Raw genomic sequence first — 13,693 nt, 5'->3', positions numbered from 1 at the left:
GCTCCCGGGCAGGCCTCGTTGACCTCCCGCCGCACCCGGCGGTTGGCTCACCACGAGCCGGCCGCCGGGGAGTTCGGCGCGGCCGGCCGTACCCAGGGGAGGGATCAGATGACCCGCACACGTTCCGCACCACACCTGCTGCGCGCGGCCGGCGCGCTGGCGGCGGCCACGCTGGCCGCCGTCACGGTGGCGACGCCCGCCCAGGCGGACGCGCCGCGCGGCCGCACCGAACGGGTGTCCGTCGGGCTCAGCCAGGCGCAGCCCGACGGCGCCTCGTACGCCGCCGGTCTGAGCGCCGACGGCCGCTTCGCCGTCTTCACCTCCAAGGCCGCCAACCTGGTGCCCGGCGACACCAACGGCAAGTCGGACGTCTTCGTCCGGGACCTGTGGACCGGCCGGACCGAGCGGGCCAACACCGGCGCGGACGGCGCCCAGGCGGCCGACGACTCCTTCGACGCCACGATCAGCGGCGACGGCCGCTACGTGGCGTTCAGTTCCTACGCCACCAACCTCGCCCCCGGCGGGAACCTCGGCTTCGAGGACGTCTACGTCCACGACCGCTGGACGGGGACCACCGAGCTGGTGTCCACCGGCCACGACCCGGCCAAGCCGCAGACCGGCCGGCAGTCCGGCCACCCGTCAATCAGCTGGGACGGCCGGTACGTCGCCTACCAGTCCAACCGCTCCGACCTGGCCCCCGGCACGGTCACCTGGACGGGCGGCAACATCTACGTCACCGACCGCCGGACGGGCGGGACCCGCCTGGTCAGCGTCGGCGCGGACGGCACCGAGGCGAACGCCTCCTCCGCCGAGCCGGTGATCAGCGGGGACGGCGGCTCGGTCGGCTTCATCTCCAAGGCCACCAACATCATCGGCCAGGACAAGCCCGGCGCCCTCGCCGCGAAGGCCGCCGCCGAACTCGACGCCGTCTCCGACGAGGAGTTCGTCCGCGACTCCTTCCGGCACGACGACCAGCCGACGATCCTCAAGCCCCGCTTCTACCCCCTCTACGTCCGCGACCTCCGCGCCGAGCAGAGCGTCCTGGCGAGCACCGACGGAGCGGGCGGCTACCGCGGGGCGGCCTCCCCGGCGCTCAGCCAGGACGGCCGGTACGCCGTCTACTCGGCGCTGCTCCAGGACGGCAACGGCCCCTGGGGGCACCACTTCGAGGTGTACGTCCGCGACTTGGAGGAGGGCACCGAGACCCTGGTCAGCGCCGGGCTCCCGGGGACGAAGACCTCCGGCGACTCCTACCACGGGCAGATCACCGCCGACGCCCGCTGGGTCTACTTCGATTCCGACGCGGCGAACCTGGTGCCCGGGGACACCAACAACGCCGGGGACGTCTTCCGGCGCGACCTGTGGACCGGCCGCACCGAGCGGGTCAGCGTGGCGACGGACGGCTCGCAGACCGCCGGCGCCTCGGAGCGGCCGTTCGTCGACGCCCTCGGCACCACGGTGCTGTTCACCTCCGAGGACGGCACCCTCGTCCCGGGCGACACCAACCAGGCCCCTGACGTCTTCCTCCGCCGACTGCCGCTGCTCTGACCCGGAGCCGGCCGAACCCGGCCCGTCCTGGTCCGTCCGGGCCGGGCCGGGCCAGGCCGTGCTCAACGCGCCGGCAGCAGGTACCCCAACTGCGAGACCGCCGGCCACAGTTCGTCCGCCAGCCGGGCCGCGCCCGCCACCGCGCCGACGAACACCTCGGGCGCGCCCGCCGCGGCCACCAGCCCGCCCTTGGCCACCGTCGCCAGCCCGGCGACCAGCCCCGCCCCGGCCGCCGCCCAGATGCCCAGCGCGAGCAGCGCACCCGCGCCCAGCCCGGCCAGGAACAGCTCGCCCTCACGGGTGAACAGCCGTTGGTCGCGCTGCACCGCGGTGGCCAGTTCGGGGAGCAGCGTCGGCCCCAGCGTGCGGGCGCGCTGGCGGGCGGCGATCAGTCTGAGCATCGCCTCGCGGATCTTGTCGGGCAGTTGCACCGACCGCAGCGGCACCCGGTGGATGTGGTAGAGCACCAGCCCGTCGTAGCCGGGGCGCCCGTTCGCGGGCCGCGGGTGGTCCTTGAACTCCGCCCGGTTGGTGGGCCAGTAGCAGATCCAGTCGACGGAGGTCTCCCCGTTCGCCTCGGTGACGTTGAGCGGCATCGGCAACACCATCAGCCCCGCGCCGAGCCGCCAGTCGGTGCCCGCGCCGACCACCGTGTCGGGCAGCTGCTTGACGGCGGTCTGCTGCATGACGGCCAGCCGGTTCCCGATCATCCGGCCGCACGGGTCCCGCAACACCGAGATCTTGCCCTGGAGTTCGCGGTGGGTGTCGAGGGCGCCGCCCTCGGTGCCGACCTCCAGGGCTTCCAGCCTCAGCTCCGGCACGTGGTTCTGGATGCCGAGCATGTCCGGTTTGAGCGCCCCGCCGGGGGTGAGCTCGCGGATCGCCTTGACCAGTTTGACCGCCGGGGTGCTCCGGTCCTTGAGCATCCGGGTGATCGCCTCGACCTTCGCCGCCGGGAAGACGTTGCGCAGGTCCTCGGAGAGCACCTGGAGCACCATCCGCAGCACCGGGTCCGGCGGCTGCTGGGTGAGCCTGGCGTAGGGCAGCGCGTCCTGCTGGTCGAGCCTGCCCCGGCCGGGCGTGCCCCACCACTCGCCGATCCGGTCGAGCTGGAAGGTCACCCAGGTCGCGCCGGGGCGGGCCTCGAAGTCCGTCCCGAAGTGGTGGCGGACCCACAGTTCGGCGGCCAGGTACTCGAAGACCGTGGGCGGCTCCGCGCGTGGCGGGCCCAGCAGTTGGCAGGCGTCCTCGTCGCGCAGGAAGCTCACGACATGTCCTTGAGCGGGCTACTGACGGCGATGTCGGTGCCGGAGGTCGGCGTGTACTCGTTCCACTCGGCGATCAGGGTGCCGCGCCGACCCGGGCGGCGGACCGGGAACGGTGTCATGGTGCCGTCGTGGCGGTGGGTGAGGCCGGCCAGCAGCAGGTGCCGCCCGTCGTCCGGGACCCGCACCACCCGGGCGGTCTCCTGGATCCGGCGGTCGTCGTACTCGTCGACGAGCACGACGGCGTCCGCCTCGAAGCCCGCGCTGGACGCCACCGGCACCAGGACGGGCGCTCCCCCGGCGGCCGGTTCGACCGCGGCGGCGCAGGTGGTCACCACCTCGTCCTCCAGCAGCAGCGTGCTGCTGCCGGGGTTGGCCGGCGGGATGCCGGGGTAGTTCCGGTCGTCGTAGGCGGCGATCTCCCGGGCGATGGTGAGGTACGGGTGGTCGGCGGGCAGCGGGGCGCCGTGGAAGCCGCCTTCGGCGAAGCGCACCCAGGCCTCCTCCCAGCCCTTGCGCACGGTGAGCACCACCCGGGCGCTGCCCGCGCGCAGGAAGGCCTGCCGGTTGGCGTCGGGGTGGGTGATCCTGCTGACGAAGCCCCAGGCGGCGGGCGCGTCCCAGAAGTACGAGTAGAGGAAGGTGACGACGTTCTCCCACTCGATGGCCTGGTTGATGAAGGCCACCTCCGCCTCGTGCCCGAGCACGGCCGCCCAGGCCGCGGCGCTCACCCCGATCCCGCCGGTGTCGTCGCCGGGGAAGCCGGCGCCGTGGCGCAGCCGGTCGGGGTCGTTGCCGACGGAGGCCTTGAACGCGTCGACCACCTCCTGCGGCATCACGTGGTAGTCCACGCCGAGCAGGAAGCGCAGCACGCCCTTCATGACCTCGTCGCTCTCCTCGCGCCGGAGCGTGAGGGTGTCCACGCCGTTCAGCCGGTCCCGCAGGGCGGCGGCGCGGGCGGCGAGGTCCTGCTGTTCGGCGTAGTACTTGGTCTGGGCGGCGTTGAACAGGGCCGACCAGACGCCGTTCTGCCACTGCCGCCGGGCCTCGTCGGTGGGTTCGACGACGGCCGTGAGGCTGAGCCAGGTCTGCCGGTTGTTGACCAGGTGGAAGCTCACCACGGACGGCCCGCCCGCGTGCCGCAGCAGCGCGCCGTCGGCCGGGTCGGCGAGGTCGACCGGGCCGTGGGAGCCGAACGGCTCGTTCCACTCGGGGATGGTGCTGCCGAGCACCTTGAGGTTGTAGTTGTAGTCGCCGGTGCGGCTCTCGGAGGCGAACTGGAACCAGAGGTTCTTGATCCAGTAGCCGTCCGGGACGGTGAGCGGCGGCGCGTCGTAGATGCCGGCGCCGTCGTTGTTCGGCGCGGTGGCGTTGACGTGGACGTCCGGGTGCGGGCCGGGGGCGAGCTGCACCACGGCGCCGTACCGCTCGGCGAGCACCAGGTAGTGCGGCTGGCTCTCGCCGGGGCGGACCTCCTCGGTGATGTCCGAGTGCGGCACGTCGAACTGGAACGGCCCCACCTTCGATTCCAGCGCGGCGAGTTCCGCGTAGGCCTCGCGCAGCGCGCCGGCCGGTTCGGGGATCGCCAGGTCGTAGGTGAGGCGCAGCCCGGAGCGGTAGAGCCGGACCCGCCACTTGCGCATCATGCTGAAGTAGTCGATCCGGATCGGGTCGGTGGGGCTGGCGTTCTTCAGCGTGCGGGTGGTGGTCTCCGAGGAGCCGGTGACGGTGGTCGTCGTGATGGTGACCTTGTGCTCCTGCTTGGTGCGGGAGGAGGCCTTCTGGGTGAGCGTGGTCGCGTGCTTGCGGCTGTCGGTGGCGGACTGGGAGTCGGAGTTCTGGCTGGTCATGCCGGAGGTGACGGAGCCGGAGATGAGCGGGATGCCGCCGGAGACGGTGCCGGTGACGTTGAACTGGTTGCTGTGCTGCAACTGGTTGGTGGTGGACTGGGAGAGTTCGGTGTTGTCGGTGACGCCGGTCTCGCTGACGTTCTCCAGCGTGTCGGTGACGATCGAGCTGAACTCCTTGGAGGTGACGGACCACTCCTTCTGGGAGACGGCCGTCTCCTCCAGCGGCGCGAGCGGGATGGTGGCGACGAGTTCGCCCCGCTCGATGCCGGCCGGGGCCATCTCCAGGCGTTCCAGGTTCATCATGCCGATCGGGGTGACGGCCGCGTTGTGGTCGTAGGCGGCGTTCGCGGCGGCGGCCCGGGCGGCCAGCGCCAGGCCCTCCTCGGTGCCCGCTGCCCGGCGCACCCGCTCCAGCGCGGCGCCGAGGGCGCGCAGCGCGGCGCCGTCGACGGCGGCGAGGGCGGCGGCCCGCAGCGTGCGATCGGCCGGGGCGGCGGCGCAGGCGGCGAGCAGTTCCCAGGGCAGGTCCGCCGTCACCTGCTCGCGGACGGCGGCCACTTCGCCCGGGCGCAGGTCGAGCCCGCGCAGATAGGCGTGCCCGGCGAAGGCCGGGCCGCGCTGCGGGCCGTCCACCCGGAGCGGGACGAGGGTGGCCTTCGGGATGCTGCGGGCCGCGTGGCCGAGCACCGGCGGCTGGCCGTCCGGCCACGGTGGTGTGGGCGGGGTCGGCGGTGCGGGTGTGTCCGGGAAGTGGTCGGGCATGGCGGTCCCCTCCGTCCGTCTGCTGCCCCGAGCCCTACCCGGCGCCGCCCGGGGGACGCGCCGCGCCCGAACGGCTCGCGGCGCACGGCGGGTTGCGAGGAAGTGCGGCAGGGCTACCGGGCCCGCCCGCACGCCCCTCAGCGCGTGAGCGCCCGCGCGCCCCTCAAAGCGTGAGCGCCCGCGCCGACGCCCGGATCGGCGCCGGGAGTTCGGTGCCGCCGCGCAGATGGCGGTCCACCGCCGCGGCCGCCGCCCGCCCCTCGGCGATCGCCCACACGATCAGTGACTGCCCGCGCCCGGCGTCCCCGGCGACGAAGACGCCCGGCGCGCCGGTGGCGAAGTCGTCGTCCCGGGCCAGGGCGCCGTCCGGGCCGGTGGCGAGGCCGAGTTGGGTGATCAGCCCCTGGTCCGGCTCCGGGCCGCTGAAGCCCAGCGCGAGCAGCACCAGCTCGGCCGGGACGCTCCGCTCGGTGCCGGCCCGGGGGCTGCGGTCGGCCGGTTCGGCCTCGGCGAAGCGGACGGCGGCCAGCCGGCCGTCCGGTCCGGCCTCGAAGCCGAGCGTGGTCGCCGCGAACACCCGGGGCCCGGCCGCCGTGGCCCCCGACTCCTCGTGCGAGGTGGTCTCCCGGTACACCTTCGGGTGGACGGGCCAGGGCTGCCCCGGCGCCCGGCACACCGGCGGGCACGGGTTGATGTCGAGCTGGGTGACGGAGGCCGCGCCCTGGCGCAGCGCCGTCCCCAGGCAGTCGGCCGCGGTGTCCCCGCCGCCGACGATCACCACGTGCCGGCCCTCGGCGGACACCGGCGGGGTCGCACGGTCGCCCTCGTCGACCCGGTTCGCCCAGGTCAGGTAGTCGATCGCCTGGTGCACGCCGGGCAGGGCGCACCCCGGCACCGCCAGCTCCCGGCAGGCGGTCGCGCCGACCGCCACCACCAGCGCGTCGCACCCGGCCCGCAGTTCCCCGGCCGCGAGGTCCCGGCCGACGGACACCCCGGTGCAGAAGTCCGTGCCCTCGGCCCGCATCTGGTCGAGCCGCCGGTCCAGCCGGTGCTTCTCCAGCCGGAACGGCGGGATCCCGTAGCGAAGCAGCCCGCCTAGGCGGTCGGCCCGCTCGTACACCGTGGTGGCGTACCCGGCCCGGGTCAGCTGTTGCGCGGCGGCCAGGCCGGCCGGGCCCGACCCGACCACGGCCACCCGCCGCCCGGCGCTCCGCTCGGGCGGCTGCGGCAGGTCCCAGCCCTCTTCCCAGGCCCGGTCGGTGATCGCCAGCTCGACGTTCTTGATCGTCACCGCCGCGCCGTCGATGGCCAGCACGCACGCGCTCTCGCAGGGCGCCGGGCAGAGCCGTCCGGTGAACTCGGGGAAGTTGTTGGTCGCCAGCAGCCGGGCGGCGGCGGCCCGCCAGTCCGCGTCCGCCACCAGCCGGTTCCACTCCGGCACCAGGTTTCCCAGCGGGCAGGCGTGGTGGCAGAACGGCAGCCCGCAGTCCATGCACCGGCCCGCCTGCCCGCCCACCACCGGCAGCGGCGCCCGCGGCCGGTACACCTCCCGGGAGTCCCCCAGCCGCTGCTGTGCGTCCCGCCGCTCGCGCTCGGCGCGCGGGGTGGTGAGGAAGGCCATCCGGTCTGCCATCGCGGCCTCCGGCGGGGTGTGCCGACAAGGACCCGGTGGCACCCCCGGCGGACACGCCACCGTGTGGCCACCGTACGCCCGTCCCCGGCGCTGCGAAAGCCGCAGCCGGTACGGCCACCGGCCGGGCCCGGACCCGCGGACCCGGGGACCCGGCGGAGGCCGTCGCCCGGACCCGCCGGACGCCGCCGCGGGCGCGCCGGGGAGAATCGGGGCCATGACCCACACCGTGCTGATCGCCGAGGACGACCGGGCCATCCGCGACTCCCTCACCCGCGCCCTCCAGCTGGAGGGCTACCGGGTGAGCACCGCCGCGGACGGCGCGCAGACCCTGGCCGCCCTCACGGAGCAGCGCCCGGACCTGCTGGTGCTGGACGTGATGATGCCCGGCCCGGACGGCCTGGAGGTCTGCCGCCGCCTGCGCGCCGACGGCGACCGCACCCCGGTCCTGATGCTCACCGCCCGGGTCGAGGTCCCGGACCGGATCGCCGGGCTCGACGCCGGGGCCGACGACTACCTGGTCAAGCCCTTCGACGTGGACGAGCTGTTCGCCCGCCTGCGCGCCCTGCTGCGCCGCAGCCCGCCCGAACCCGTCGGCGGCGGCGTCCTCGCGGTGGCCGACCTGCGGGTCGAGCCGCACGCCCGGCGGGCCTGGCGGGCCGGGCAGGAGCTGGAGCTCTCCCGGACCGAGTTCGACCTGCTGGAGCTGCTGACCCGGCACGCGGGCTCGGTGCTCGACCAGGCCACGGTGTACGAGCAGATCTGGGGCTACGACTTCGGCCCCGGCTCGAAGAACCTCGCGGTGTTCATCGGCTACCTGCGCCGCAAGCTGGACCGGCCCGGCCTGACACCGCTGATCCACACCGTCCGCGGCGTCGGCTACACGCTGCGCGAGTCGTGACCGGCCGTGGCCGGCCGCGGCTGCTGTGGCCGCGCCCGGGGCTGCGCACCACCGTCTCGCTCGCCTTCGCCGCGATGGCCGCCCTGGTCGCGGTGCTGATCGGCGCGCTCGGCTACCGCTCCGCCGCCCGGCTGATCCGGGACGACGAGGCCGCCGACTTCACCGCGGCCGTCCAGGCGGTGCACCAGCAGGTCGGCCGGGAGATGCTGTTCCCCGGCGACTTCAACGGCACGAGCGGCCTGAGCGAGGATCTGCTGCGCCCGATCCGGGTCACCTCGCAGTCCCTCGGCCCCGACGGGGAGGTGCTGCCCGGCACCGCCCGGATCGACCTCCGGCCGACCCCGGAGGACCGCTCCCTCGCCCGCTCCGACGCCCCCGGCCGGACCTCGTCCGGACTTCGGCCCGTGCACGGCGACACCTACCGGGTGGCCGTGGTCTCGCTCGGCGGCGGCCGCGGCGCGGTCCAGATCGCCCAGCAACTGGGCCCCACCGAGCACCTGTTGGCGACGCTGCGGATCCGTACCGGGGTGTCGGTGGCGGTGGTCGCGGTGCTCGCGGGCGGGGCCGGCTGGCTGCTCGCCCGGCGGATCACCGGCCGGCTGGTCCGGCTCACCGACGCGGCCGAACTCGTCGCCGCCAGCGGACGGTTGGACGTTCCGGTGCCAGCCGCCGGGACGGACGAGGTCGGCCGGCTCGGCCGGGCCTTCGACCGGATGCTGGGCCGGCTCGCCACGGCGAAGGAGAACCAGCGCCGACTCGTCCAGGACGCCGGGCACGAGCTGCGCACCCCGTTGACCAGCCTGCGCACCAACCTCTCGGTCCTGCCCAGCCTGGACCGCCTGCCGCCCGCCGAACAGGAAGCACTGATGGCCGATCTGGCCGAGGAGGCACGGGAGTTGACGCTGCTGGTGGAGGAGCTGGTGGCGCTCGCCGCGGACCGGAAGGCCGACGAGGAACCGACCGAACTGGTGCTGGCCGAGCTGGTGCGCGAGGCCGCCGCACAGGCCCGGCGGCGCAGCGGCCGGGAGATCACCGTGGACGCCGACGACACGGTGGTCACGGCCCGCCCGGACGCGCTGTCCCGGGCGGTGGGCAACCTGCTGGACAACGCCGCCAAGTTCGACCCGGCCGGGACGGCCCCGATCGAGGTGGTGGTGCGCGGCCGCCGGGTCGAGGTGCGCGACGGCGGGCCGGGGATCGACGAGGACGACCTCTCCCGGGTCTTCGACCGCTTCTACCGGGCCACCGCCGCGCGCAGCCTGCCCGGTTCGGGGCTGGGCCTGGCCATCGTGCACGAGGTGGCCGGCTCGCACGGCGGCGAGGCCTTCGCCGCCAACCGGGACGGCGGCGGCGCCGTGATCGGCTTTACCCTCGGCCCGTAGGGCGTGTCCTCGACCTCCCGTCCGCGCAACGCCGCCGGGCCCCGGGCGCGCGGCAGCGCCCGGGGCCCGGCGTCACGTCGGCCGCCGTGAGACCGCCGTCAAACCGTCGTCAGAGCGCCGCGAGCAGCCCGCGTCCGAGCCAGTCGGCGTTGTCCTTCACGCCCGGCAGGACGAAGAAGTACCCGCCGCCGGTCGGCGAGATGTAGTCGACCAGCGGCTCGTCGATGAGCCGGGTCTGGGTGGCCTCGAACTGCCGCACCACGTCCTGCTGGTAGCAGCAGAACACCAGGCCCATGTCCAGGTTGCCGGCCTTGTCGACGCCCCGGTCGTAGTTGAAGCCGCGGCGCAGGATGCGCGAGGTGTCGGTGTCGGCGGTGCGCGGGTTGGCGAGCCGGATGTGCGCCTTGAGCGGGATCGCCTTGCCCTCCGGGTCCTTGCCGTAGTCCGGCGCGTCGGTCTCCTGGCGGCCGTCCAGCGGCGCGCCGGTGTCGCGGCGGCGGCCGAACATCTTCTCCTGCTCGGCGAGGGTGACGCGGTCCCAGAACTCGATCAGCATCCGGATGATCCGGATCACCTGGTAACTGCCGCCGGTCGCCCAGGCGGGCTCGCCCAGTCCGTCGGTGACCCAGATCAGCCGGTCCATCTCGCGGGCGGAGGTGGTGTCGGGGTTGACTATGCCGTCCTTGAAGCCGAGCAGGTTGCGCTGGGCGCCGTCCGGGCGGGACTCGTTCTGGAAGCCGTCGATCCGCCAGAGGATCTGCATCGCGCCGCGGGTGTGCCGGGTGATGTCGCGCAGCGCGTGCAGCACGGTGTCCTGGCGGTCGGCGCAGATCTGCAGCGAGAGGTCGCCGTGGAGTTCGGCGGCCTGCAGATTGTCGTTGGGGAAGGTCTTCATCGGGGCCAGCTTGGTCGGCTTGGCCTTGGCCAGCCCGTACCGGTCGTCGAACAGCGAGGCGCCGACGCCGACCGTGACGGTCAGGTTGTCGGTGGGCACGGTGGGGCCGAGGATGCCGCTGTCGGCGGGCGGCGCGCCGACGCCGAGGTCGGGCGGGGTGCCGCCGGCGGTGAGGAAGCGGATCCGCTCGGTCAGGGTCTTGAGGAGGTCCTCCAGGCCCTTGCGGTCCTGGGCTATCACCTGGCAGGACAGGAAGGCCGCGTAGCCGGGGGCCGGGGTGGTGACGCCGGCCTGGTGGTCGCCGTGGAACGGGACGGCCCCGCTCTTCGCCTGGCGGCTGTCCCCGGCGGAGGCCGGGCCGGCGGCCAGGGTGAACGCCCCGCCCGCCAGGACGGCCGCCCCGGCGCCGGCGCCGAGGGCGGTCCGGACGAAGCTGCGGCGGGCCGGGCCGGCCGGGCAGCCGCCCTCGGCGACGGCCGGGGCGGGCGCGGCGGCGTGCGGGAACGGGCAGGAGCCTCCGGTGGCGGCGGTGTGGTCGGTCATCAGGCGGCCTTCCGGATCTCGAGCAGGGCGGGGATGGGGGCGAGGTCTTCGAGCAGCTGGCCGGTGGCGCCGTTGAGCTGGCGGCGGGCGTCGGCGGGGAGCTGCTCCAGCGCGGTCCAGCCCTCGGGCTTGTGGGAGGCGGCGACCAGGTCGCCGACCCGCTTCATCCCGGCGTCGACGCGGGTGAGCAGCTGCGGGTCGCGCTCGTCGAGCAGCGGCTGCAGGACGGTCAGCAGTTCCCGGGTGCCGGCCAGGTTGGCCTGGGTGGTGGCCAGGTTGGTGCCGCTGCCCTGGTCGGTGTCGCCGGTGAGCTCGAACTGGAGGGTGTTCTCCAGGATCTCGTGGGCGCGCAGCGGGAGGTCTCCGGGGTCGAAGTCCTGGCCGGGGAAGTCCTGCCCGAGCTTGGCGACATCGGCGGCCAGTTGGTCGGCGACGGGCGTCAGGTCGGCGGCGGACTGGCCGTGCCAGAGGCCGTACTCCAGGCGCAGGAAGCCGGTGAAGTCCTTGTCCTGGGCCTTGTCGGCGAGCCCGTCGGGCCGGCCGTCGATCTTGCCGTCGAGGTCGGCGAAGGTGCCGTAGGCGGCGCCGAGCGAGGCGTACTGGAGGTGGGCGGTGAGCCAGTCGGCCTTGGCGGTGGCGAGGTCGCCGCCGTGGACGTCGGCCTGGAGCTTCTGGGTCTGCGTCAGCAGGGTCGCGAGGCCCTTGTTGACGTAGTCCTTGTAGGCGTCGAGCGGGCCCTTGAGGTCGTCCTCGGCGACCGGCTTGACGGCCTTGACCTGGCCGCCGCCGGTGACGTGCACGGCGGCCGAGGTGACGGAGGTGCCGCCGGTGGGCACGCAGCGCCAGGCGTAGTCGCCGGAGCCGATGGTCGCGGTCAGCGCGCGGGTGGTGCCGGGGGCCAGGCCCTCGATCTCGCCGTAGACGGCGCCGCTGGCCGGGTTGACCAGGTAGACCTCGGAGACCTTGTCGCCGGTGTTGTGCATCTGGAACACCTGCTGGCCGGGCAGCGGGGTGCTGAAGCCCTTGCCGCACTCCTGCTCGGAGACGGACACGGTGGCGGAGCTGCTCTGTTTGCCGTCGCTGACCGCGATCACGGCCCCGGCGATCACCACCGGCACCGCGACCAGCGCGGTCGGCACGGCCCAGCGCGGCCGTCCGGACCGCACCGGCCCGGCGGCCTCGGGCGCGGCCGCCCCAACCTTCTCGTCCTGCGCCGTCTCCTCGCCCTGCGCCGCCTTCCCGGGGGCCGGAGCGGTCTTGCCGCCGCGGACGCCCTCGACGAACAGCGTCATCACGATGCACAGGTAGGCGAGGTAGCCGACGACCTGGAGGACCGTCATGGTGACGGTCAGGTTGAGGGTGCCCTGCACCAGCGTGGCGTACCAGGAGGAGGCGTCCAGGTGGCCGCTCAGGTCGAACGCGTACGAGCTGCCGCCGCCGACCAGCCCGGACTCCTGCAGGTCGCGCAGGCCGTAGCCGAGCACGCCCGCCGCGACCACGATCAGGCCGGCGCCGGTGATGGTGAAGAACCGGGTGAGGTTCATCTTCAGCGCCCGCCGGTACAGGCCCCAGCAGAGGCCGGCCGAGAGCACCAGGCCGACGGCCGCGCCGAGCAGCGGCCCGGTGGACTCCCCGGCGGTGCGCACGTTGGTCCACAGGAAGAGTGAGGTCTCCAGGCCTTCGCGGCCGACGGCCAGGAAGCTGGTGAGCACCAGCGCGCCGGCGCCCATCGCCAGCGAGGCCTGGACCTTCTCCTTCAGCTCGGCGGAGAGGGTGCGCGCCGAGCGGCGCATCCAGAACACCATCGCGGTGACGAAGCCGACCGCGATCAGGCTCAGCACCCCGCCGAACGCCTCCTGGGCGTGGCCGGAGAGGTTGGCGGCGGTGAAGGTGAGCACCGCGCCGAAGCTGAGGCTGAGCGCGATCGCCGCCGCGACGCCGGTCCACACCTGCGGCAACCGGGCCTTGTGCCCGAACCGGACGAGCGTGGCGACCAGGATCGACACGATCAGTCCGGCTTCCAGACCTTCGCGCAGCCCGATCAGAAAGCTGGGAAACGCCTCATCCCACATGCAGCGGGCTCCTCCCCCGGTCACCCCGGGTCGTACCTGAACTCGGCGGCCCGCCGCGGGTGGCGGCGGCGCGGCACAGCCGAACGCCCCGGACACGAGGGTCCGGGGCGCTTCGACTTAGCTTAGGCAAACCTTAGAGCCGCCGTGGTCAACAGGACCCCCCGTTCAGGTAAGGGTTCGGTATGAGGGCTGCCGAGCCGGCCCGGCTCAGCCCCACCACTGCTCCGGCACCGCCTCCGGCTCCGCCGGCACCGCCACCGGCACGGCGGCGGGCGTCACCAGCAGTTCGCCGCCGCCCGTCTCGGCGACCAGGTAGCCGCACTCGCGCAGCACGACGGCGGCCGCACCGCTGACCGCCTCGCGCGCTCCCCGGGAGGGCGGCCCGTCCGGCCCCTCCCCCGGCGACCAGCCGACCGCCACCCCCGGCGGCCGATGGCCGATCCGCAGCAGGGACGGGCCCGACCCGGCGTCGATCCCGGCGCGGGCGAGGGCCGCGGTGACGTCCTCGAAGAGTTCAGGGTGATCCACCATTGGCGCAGCGTAGGCCCGGGATCGCGCGACCTCCGGACGCGGCGCGCGCCGAAACGGTTCAGCGGCACCCGGGCGCAGCACCGCCACCCGTCCGGCGGCCGATCAGACGCCAGGACCCCCCGTACGGACCGACACGAGCGGCCGTACGGACCGATGGACGTGCACAGTCGGCCCCCTGCCGACAGCATGACAGAGTAAGCGCTCCATCACCCTGAGCAACGGGCCAGTGGGTCACCCGCTCCGCGTGCCGGTTCAGCCGGCGGGCCCGTATCGAGAGGTCCCATGATCACAACACTTCGCCGGCCGGCGTCTTT

At 74.3% G+C, this 13,693-nt stretch carries 9 protein-coding genes; 3 read left to right on the top strand and 6 right to left on the bottom strand.

Translation table 11 applies throughout. The annotated features are described in order from the left end of the window. Window positions 1-108: 108 nt before the first annotated feature. Window positions 109-1,548: a hypothetical protein gene (locus ACFV6D_RS21205; protein ID WP_380560731.1), complete on the top strand. Its 1,440-nt coding sequence runs from the start codon at window positions 109-111 to the stop codon at window positions 1,546-1,548. Between the two features lie 62 nt (window positions 1,549-1,610). Here ACFV6D_RS21205 and ACFV6D_RS21200 read toward each other — a convergent pair whose 3' ends face one another. The 3 genes from ACFV6D_RS21200 to ACFV6D_RS21190 form a co-directional block, all read right to left on the bottom strand. Further along, complete coding sequence (locus ACFV6D_RS21200) at window positions 1,611-2,816, bottom strand: hypothetical protein (protein WP_380560730.1); 1,206 nt, start codon at window positions 2,814-2,816, stop codon at window positions 1,611-1,613. After that, window positions 2,813-5,425 (bottom strand): hypothetical protein, encoded by a 2,613-nt coding sequence (locus ACFV6D_RS21195; RefSeq protein ID WP_380560729.1) that lies wholly within the window; start codon window positions 5,423-5,425, stop codon window positions 2,813-2,815. Before ACFV6D_RS21195 ends, ACFV6D_RS21200 begins: the two co-directional genes overlap by 4 nt. 163 nt (window positions 5,426-5,588) lie before the next feature. After that, window positions 5,589-7,058, bottom strand: coding sequence for a glutamate synthase subunit beta (locus ACFV6D_RS21190; RefSeq protein WP_380560728.1), 1,470 nt, complete (start codon window positions 7,056-7,058; stop codon window positions 5,589-5,591). Between the two features lie 214 nt (window positions 7,059-7,272). On the opposite strand from ACFV6D_RS21190, the gene ACFV6D_RS21185 reads away from it, so the two are divergent. Continuing rightward, window positions 7,273-7,956 (top strand): response regulator transcription factor, encoded by a 684-nt coding sequence (locus ACFV6D_RS21185; protein WP_380560727.1) that lies wholly within the window; start codon window positions 7,273-7,275, stop codon window positions 7,954-7,956. After that, complete coding sequence (locus tag ACFV6D_RS21180; RefSeq protein ID WP_380560726.1) at window positions 7,953-9,338, top strand: sensor histidine kinase; 1,386 nt, start codon at window positions 7,953-7,955, stop codon at window positions 9,336-9,338. Before ACFV6D_RS21185 ends, ACFV6D_RS21180 begins: the two co-directional genes overlap by 4 nt. 109 nt (window positions 9,339-9,447) lie before the next feature. Here ACFV6D_RS21180 and efeB read toward each other — a convergent pair whose 3' ends face one another. The 3 genes from efeB to ACFV6D_RS21165 form a co-directional block, all read right to left on the bottom strand. After that, window positions 9,448-10,776 carry an iron uptake transporter deferrochelatase/peroxidase subunit gene (efeB, locus tag ACFV6D_RS21175; protein WP_079135342.1) on the bottom strand — a complete coding sequence of 443 codons (1,329 nt, stop codon included), beginning with the start codon at window positions 10,774-10,776 and terminating at the stop codon, window positions 9,448-9,450. Then, window positions 10,776-12,848, bottom strand: coding sequence for an iron uptake transporter permease EfeU (gene efeU, locus ACFV6D_RS21170; RefSeq protein ID WP_380560725.1), 2,073 nt, complete (start codon window positions 12,846-12,848; stop codon window positions 10,776-10,778). Before efeU ends, efeB begins: the two co-directional genes overlap by 1 nt. Before the next feature lie 207 nt (window positions 12,849-13,055). Beyond that, a complete protein-coding gene (locus ACFV6D_RS21165) occupies window positions 13,056-13,379 on the bottom strand; it encodes a hypothetical protein (RefSeq protein WP_380560724.1) in 324 nt (107 codons plus the stop codon). Between the last annotated feature and the right edge of the window lie 314 nt (window positions 13,380-13,693).

This window comes from Kitasatospora sp. NPDC059812 (assembly GCF_042732075.1).
GTDB lineage: Bacteria > Actinomycetota > Actinomycetes > Streptomycetales > Streptomycetaceae > Kitasatospora.
The sequence above is the reverse complement of the archived record's forward strand: the minus strand, read 5'-3'. Positions and strand labels throughout refer to the sequence as shown.

Coding starts and splice junctions, on each gene's coding strand:
- ACFV6D_RS21195 (WP_380560729.1), bottom strand. CDS start 5,425: ATGCCCGACCACTTCCCGGACACACCCGCACCGCCGACCCCGCCCACA.
- efeB (WP_079135342.1), bottom strand. CDS start 10,776: ATGACCGACCACACCGCCGCCACCGGAGGCTCCTGCCCGTTCCCGCAC.
- efeU (WP_380560725.1), bottom strand. CDS start 12,848: ATGTGGGATGAGGCGTTTCCCAGCTTTCTGATCGGGCTGCGCGAAGGT.
- ACFV6D_RS21185 (WP_380560727.1), top strand. CDS start 7,273: ATGACCCACACCGTGCTGATCGCCGAGGACGACCGGGCCATCCGCGAC.
- ACFV6D_RS21190 (WP_380560728.1), bottom strand. CDS start 7,058: ATGGCAGACCGGATGGCCTTCCTCACCACCCCGCGCGCCGAGCGCGAG.
- ACFV6D_RS21205 (WP_380560731.1), top strand. CDS start 109: ATGACCCGCACACGTTCCGCACCACACCTGCTGCGCGCGGCCGGCGCG.
- ACFV6D_RS21165 (WP_380560724.1), bottom strand. CDS start 13,379: ATGGTGGATCACCCTGAACTCTTCGAGGACGTCACCGCGGCCCTCGCC.